This window comes from Limnohabitans sp. Rim8, from assembly GCF_945869175.1.
Lineage (GTDB): Bacteria > Pseudomonadota > Gammaproteobacteria > Burkholderiales > Burkholderiaceae_C > Limnohabitans_A.
On record NZ_CAMBNZ010000123.1, the window covers coordinates 1 to 5,739 of the forward strand.

General features: G+C 58.4%; 4 protein-coding genes. 1 reads left to right on the forward strand and 3 read right to left on the reverse strand.

Features of this window, described 5'->3' with window-relative positions; translation table 11 throughout:
- Positions 1–52 precede the first annotated feature (52 nt).
- From Q0O19_RS13635 to scpA, 3 genes are read right to left on the reverse strand one after another with little or no spacing between them, the layout of a single operon-like run.
- Positions 53–1,585, reverse strand: coding sequence for an acyl-CoA carboxylase subunit beta (locus Q0O19_RS13635; protein WP_295523858.1), 1,533 nt, complete (start codon positions 1,583–1,585; stop codon positions 53–55).
- A 35-nt stretch (positions 1,586–1,620) separates the two neighbouring features.
- On the reverse strand, positions 1,621–2,634 hold the full coding sequence (meaB, locus tag Q0O19_RS13640) for a methylmalonyl Co-A mutase-associated GTPase MeaB (protein WP_295523860.1): 1,014 nt from the start codon (positions 2,632–2,634) through the stop codon (positions 1,621–1,623).
- Positions 2,631–4,808 (reverse strand): methylmalonyl-CoA mutase, encoded by a 2,178-nt coding sequence (gene scpA, locus Q0O19_RS13645; RefSeq protein WP_295523862.1) that lies wholly within the window; start codon positions 4,806–4,808, stop codon positions 2,631–2,633. The genes meaB and scpA overlap by 4 nt, the downstream gene beginning before the upstream one ends.
- 193 nt (positions 4,809–5,001) lie before the next feature.
- Between scpA and Q0O19_RS13650 the strand changes: the two genes are divergently transcribed.
- Complete coding sequence (locus Q0O19_RS13650) at positions 5,002–5,637, forward strand: GntR family transcriptional regulator (protein WP_295523864.1); 636 nt, start codon at positions 5,002–5,004, stop codon at positions 5,635–5,637.
- Positions 5,638–5,739 lie beyond the last annotated feature (102 nt).

Here is a 5,739-nt window from a genome sequence, read left to right on the forward strand (position 1 = left end):
CCGCGGTTGGCAATCAGGATTTTGGTAAACATCTTGTTCTTCTCCTTGGCAATCACAGTGGAATGTTCCCGTGCTTGCGCCATGGGTTGTCGATCTTCTTGTCTTTCAACATGACCAGCGAGCGGCAGATGCGCTTGCGGGTTTCGTGCGGTTGAATGACGTCATCGATAAAGCCGCGAGCGCCCGCCACAAAGGGGTTGGCGAAGCGGGCTTTGTATTCGGCTTCTTTGGCGGCCAGTTTTTCGGGGTCGCCCTTGTCTTCGCGGAAAATGATTTCGACCGCACCCTTGGCACCCATCACCGCGATTTCGGCGTTGGGCCAGGCGAAGTTCACGTCGCCGCGCAGGTGTTTGGAAGACATCACATCGTACGCGCCACCGTAGGCTTTGCGGGTGATGACAGTGATTTTGGGCACGGTGCACTCAGCGAAGGCGTACAGCAACTTTGCGCCGTGCTTGATGATGCCGCCATATTCTTGCGAGGTACCGGGCATGAAACCAGGCACATCGACAAAGGTGATGACGGGAATGTTGAAGGCATCGCAAAACCGCACAAAGCGGGCCGCCTTGATGGAACTTTTGATGTCCAAGCAACCGGCCAGCACCAAAGGTTGGTTCGCCACGATACCCACGGTCTGACCCTCCAGGCGGGCAAAGCCGATCAGGATGTTTTTGGCGTAATCGGGTTGCAACTCAAAGAAGTCGCCATCGTCCACGGTTTTGACGATGAGCTCTTTCATGTCGTAGGCTTTGTTGGGGTTCTCGGGCACCAAAGTGTCCAAACTCATGTCCATGCGACCAGCCGGGTCACCGCTGGCACGCACGGGTGCTTTCTCACGGTTGTTCAGCGGCAAGTAGTTGTAGAGACGACGCAGCATCAGCAACGCTTCGACGTCGTTTTCAAACGCCATGTCGGCCACGCCACTCTTGGTGGTGTGCGTCAATGCGCCGCCCAACTCTTCGGCCGTCACTTCTTCGTGGGTCACGGTCTTGACCACTTCAGGACCGGTGACGAACATGTAGGAGGTGTCTTTGACCATGAAGATGAAATCGGTCAAAGCGGGCGAATACACTGCACCCCCTGCTGACGGGCCCATGATCATGCTGATCTGGGGCACCACACCGCTGGCCATGACATTGCGCTGGAATACGTCGGCATAGCCACCGAGCGAAGCCACGCCTTCTTGAATGCGCGCGCCGCCCGAGTCATTCAGGCCAATCACAGGGGCACCTACCTTCATGGCTTGGTCCATGATTTTGCAAATCTTCTCGGCATGCGTTTCAGACAAAGCCCCGCCGTACACGGTGAAGTCTTGGCTGAACACAAACACCAAACGGCCGTTGATCATGCCGTAGCCCGTGACCACACCGTCGCCCGGAATTTTGTTGGTCTCCATGCCGAAGTCGGTGCAACGGTGCTCGACGAACATGTCCCACTCTTCAAAGGTGCCTTCGTCGAGCAGCACTTCGATGCGCTCACGGGCCGTGAGTTTGCCTTTGGCATGCTGCGCGTCGATGCGCTTTTGCCCTCCGCCCAAGCGGGCCGCGGCGCGCTTTTGTTCCAGTTGTTCGTTGATGTCTTGCATGGTGGCTCTCTCTTTTCTTCAGGAAGATGGCGAATTCAACCCAGCGACTGGTACGCGCCAAGGAGTTGACGGGCAGCCGTGGAGGCGGCCAGCTGGCCGGCCGCAACTTGTTGACTGAGTTGGGGCAGCAGCAATTGAACATTTGACTGCGCTTTGAAACTTTGTTTCAAGCCCGCGTCGATGCGCTCCCACATCCACGACAGGGCTTGTTGCTGGCGGCGCAAGACCAGACGACCGTTGGCCGTTTGCAGGCCCCTGAATTCAGTGACTGCCGCCCAGAAAGTGTCCACGCCTTGGCCCAACAAGGCGCTGAGCTGCACCACCTTGGGGTGCCACTGGCTGGTATCGGCATGCGCATGGCCCGAACCGCCGTGCATGCCCAACAGCTGCAAGGCGCTGGTGATTTGCAACTCGGCGCGGGTGGCTGCGATGGCGTCGATGTCGGCCTTGTTGATGACGACCAAATCGGCGATCTCCATCACGCCTTTTTTGATGGCCTGCAGATCGTCGCCCGCATTGGGCAACTGCATGAGCACAAACATGTCGGTCATGTTGGCCACTGCCGTCTCGGACTGGCCCACGCCCACCGTCTCCACAATCACCACGTCGTAGCCTGCCGCTTCGCAAACCAGCATGGACTCGCGGGTTTTTTCGGCCACGCCGCCCAAAGTGCCGCTGCTGGGGCTGGGTCGGATATAGGCGCGCTCATGAACGCTGAGCCTTTCCATGCGGGTTTTGTCACCCAAAATGGAGCCGCCAGAAACCGTGGACGATGGGTCGATGGTCAACACCGCCACCCGGTGACCTTGACCGATCAGGTACAAGCCCAGCGCTTCGATGAAGGTGCTTTTGCCCACGCCCGGCACACCACTGATGCCCAGACGGAATGACTGGCCCGTGTGCGGCAACATGGCCGTGAGCAATTCGTCGGCCAAGGCGCGATGGTCCGTGCGGGTGGACTCCAGCAAGGTGATGGCTTTGGCCATGGCGCGGCGTTGCACTGGCGAATCGCCATGCAAAAGGCCCTCAAGCAACTGTGCAGGCGTCACCCCAAGGCCTTTTTGATCTGCTCCAGCACGTCTTTGGCACTGACCGGAATCGGGGTGCCAGGGCCGTAGATGCCTTTGACACCCGCTTCGTACAGAATGTCGTAGTCCTGTCGCGGGATCACGCCACCCACGAACACGATGATGTCGTCAGCGCCTTGTTTCTTGAGCTCGGCAATGATGGCGGGCACCAACGTCTTGTGGCCTGCGGCCAAGGTAGACACACCCACGGCATGCACATCGTTTTCAATGGCTTGACGCGCGCACTCTTCAGGCGTCTGGAACAAGGGGCCCATGTCCACGTCGTACCCCAAATCGGCAAACGCGGTGGCTACCACTTTGGCACCCCGGTCGTGGCCGTCTTGGCCCAGTTTGGAGATCATCACACGGGGGCGACGGCCTTGCGCATCGGCAAAGGCGACGATGTCAGCCTTGAGTTGGTTCCAGTATTCCATGGTGTCGCCCACGTTCTCGCCGTCGTCATAAGCCGCAGCGTAAACGCCCGTGACCTTTTGAGTGTCGGCGCGGTGGCGACCAAACGTTTTTTCCAGCGCGTCGGACACCTCGCCCACGGTGGCACGCAAGCGCACGGCTTGGATGGACAGGTCGAGCAGGTTGCCCTGGCCCGATTCGGCCGAAGCGCTCAAAGCGTCCAACGCGGCCTGCACCTTGGCGCTGTCCCGGCTGGCGCGGATGGCTTGGAGGCGTTCGATCTGGCCGTCGCGCACGCGCACGTTGTCGATCGACAAGGTTTCGATCGGGTCTTCTTTGGCCAACTTGTATTTGTTCACGCCCACGATGACGTCTTTGCCCGAATCGATGCGCGCCTGCTTTTCAGCAGCCGCCGCTTCGATCTTGAGTTTGGCCCAGCCGCTGCCCACCGCCTTGGTCATGCCGCCCATGGCTTCGACTTCTTCGATGATGGCCCAGGATTTGTCGGCCATTTCTTGAGTGAGCGACTCCATCATGAAAGAGCCGGCCCAAGGGTCGATCACGTTGGTAATGTGCGTTTCTTCCTGAATGATGAGCTGCGTGTTGCGGGCGATGCGCGCGCTGAATTCGGTGGGCAAAGCGATGGCTTCGTCAAAGCTGTTGGTGTGCAGCGACTGGGTGCCACCAAAGACCGCGGCCATGGCCTCGATGGTGGTGCGCACCACATTGTTGTAGGGGTCTTGCTCGGTGAGCGACCAACCAGAGGTTTGGCTGTGCGTGCGCAGCATCAGGCTCTTGGGGTTCTTGGCGTCAAAGCCCTTCATGATGCGGCACCACAGCAAGCGGGCCGCACGCATCTTGGCGATTTCCAGGTAAAAGTTCATGCCCACAGCCCAGAAGAATGACAGGCGACCCGCGAACGCGTCCACGTCCATGCCTTTGGCAATCGCGGTTTTGACGTATTCCTTGCCGTCGGCCAGGGTAAAGGCCATTTCCAGCGCCTGATTGGCCCCGGCTTCTTGCATGTGGTAACCCGAGATCGAGATCGAGTTGAACTTGGGCATGTGCTTGGCCGTGTACTCGATGATGTCGCCGATGATCTTCATCGACGGCTCCGGCGGGTAAATGTAGGTGTTTCGCACCATGAACTCTTTCAGAATGTCGTTCTGAATCGTTCCAGACAGTTTGTCTTGGCTCACGCCCTGCTCTTCGGCGGCCACCACATAACCCGCCAGCACCGGCAGCACCGCGCCGTTCATGGTCATCGACACACTGACCTTGTCGAGCGGGATCTGGTCAAACAAGATCTTCATGTCCTCGACCGAGTCAATGGCCACACCGGCCTTGCCCACGTCGCCCGTCACGCGCGGGTGATCGGAGTCGTAACCGCGGTGCGTGGCCAGGTCAAACGCGACCGACACGCCCTGCCCGCCTGCGGCCAGGGCCTTGCGGTAAAAGGCATTGGATTCTTCAGCGGTGGAAAAACCGGCGTATTGGCGGATCGTCCAGGGTCGCACCGCGTACATGGTGGCTTGGGGACCGCGCAAAAAGGGCTCAAAGCCCGGCAAGGTATTGGCGTAAGGCAAGTTGGCCGTGTCGGCTGCCGTGTACAAAGGCTTGACAACGATGCCGTCCGGCGTTTTCCAGTTCAGGGCATTGACATCGCCACCTGGGGCCGATTTGGTGGCTGCTTTTTGCCAGGCCTCCAGGTTGGATGCGTTGAATTCAAATGATTTGGACGACATGGCGCTGTGCTTTCGGGACAAAAATGACTTGACCAGATTTTGGCAGCTGCAGACTACCGACCGGCTTACAAGTTTTGTGATTCATAATTATTGATGCAGAATATTCTAACCGCCTTACAATGGTCCATCTCAAGCGCCTGAAATACCGTTTGGCCGCGACCCAACACCCGTCCACTGCCCCCTGATCCGCCCCATGTCTGCCCTGTCCCTTGCACCCCGCGCCCTGTACGAAGAAGTTGCCGAGCTTTTGCGACAGCGAATCTTTGCGCGCGAGCTGGAACCCGGCAGCTGGATCGATGAGTTGCGCATTGCCGAGGCACTGGGCATCAGCCGCACTCCCATGAGAGAGGCTTTGAAGGTGCTGGCTGCCGAAGGTCTGGTGACCATGAAAGTGCGGCGCGGCGCTTATGTCACCGAGGTGAGCGAAAAAGACCTGCGGGATGTGTACCACCTGTTGGCTTTGCTCGAATCCGATGCGGCCCGCGTGGTGGCCCAAACCGCCAGTGCCGAACAAATGCGCCAAATCAGCGCTTTGCACCAGGATCTGGAAAAGGCCGTAGACCAGCGAGACCGTTTTTTTGAAATCAACGAAGCCTTCCACATGCTGCTGCTGCAGATCGCCGACAACCGTTGGCGCGACCAGATGGTGGCCGACCTGCGCAAAGTGATGAAGCTCAACCGCCACAGCTCTTTGTTCAAAGTGGGACGAATTGAACAATCGCTGGCCGAGCACCAAGCCATTGTTCAGGCCTTGATCGCGAGACAAGCCGAATTAGCAGCCGAACGCATGTCGGCACACTTCTCCAACGGACTGGCAGCAGCCAGCTGATCCAGCTGCGCATTTCTCTCCGCAAAAAATAGGCTGAGACAGCGCAAAGAAGCCCTGAAAAAATTGAAGTTTTTACTAAAATAGCAATTTTGATGGATTGCC

Coding starts and splice junctions, on each gene's coding strand:
- scpA (WP_295523862.1), bottom strand. CDS start 4,808: ATGTCGTCCAAATCATTTGAATTCAACGCATCCAACCTGGAGGCCTGG.
- Q0O19_RS13635 (WP_295523858.1), bottom strand. CDS start 1,585: ATGCAAGACATCAACGAACAACTGGAACAAAAGCGCGCCGCGGCCCGC.
- Q0O19_RS13650 (WP_295523864.1), top strand. CDS start 5,002: ATGTCTGCCCTGTCCCTTGCACCCCGCGCCCTGTACGAAGAAGTTGCC.